Genomic DNA, 313 nt, shown 5'->3' with positions numbered 1-313 from the left:
CCTGAAGCTGGCCGTTAAACCGCCAGTTAGGGTAGAACAGGTAATTGGGGCTAAGTCGTAACAAGGTAGCCGTACCGGAAGGTGTGGCTGGAACACCTCCTTTCTGGAGAAGCTATTATTTTCGGGTGATCACGTGAGTGATTATTCATCTTCTTTGTTTTTATCACACGCTTAAAGGAAACCTGCTCGAAAGAGAGCAGCTTTCAAAAAGATTTAAGTAAGGATTAAGCGGGCTTGTAGCTCAGGTGGTTAGAGCGCTACACTGATAATGTAGAGGTCCGTGGTTCGAGTCCACGCAGGCCCACAAGAAAAA

At 46.6% G+C, this 313-nt stretch carries 1 tRNA gene and 1 rRNA gene; both read left to right on the top strand.

Annotated elements, in window-relative coordinates:
* Window positions 1–103 (top strand): 16S ribosomal RNA (locus SKC35_RS11385); the annotation flags it as partial.
* 127 nt (window positions 104–230) lie between these two features.
* A tRNA-Ile gene (locus tag SKC35_RS11380) sits at window positions 231–304 on the top strand.
* The last annotated feature ends 9 nt before the right edge of the window (window positions 305–313 follow it).

It is taken from the genome of Aquirufa originis, assembly GCF_042714495.1.
In the GTDB taxonomy this organism is placed as follows: Bacteria; Bacteroidota; Bacteroidia; order Cytophagales; family Spirosomataceae; genus Aquirufa; species Aquirufa originis.
Note: the sequence above shows the minus strand (reverse complement) of the source record. Positions and strands in the feature narration are given on the sequence as shown.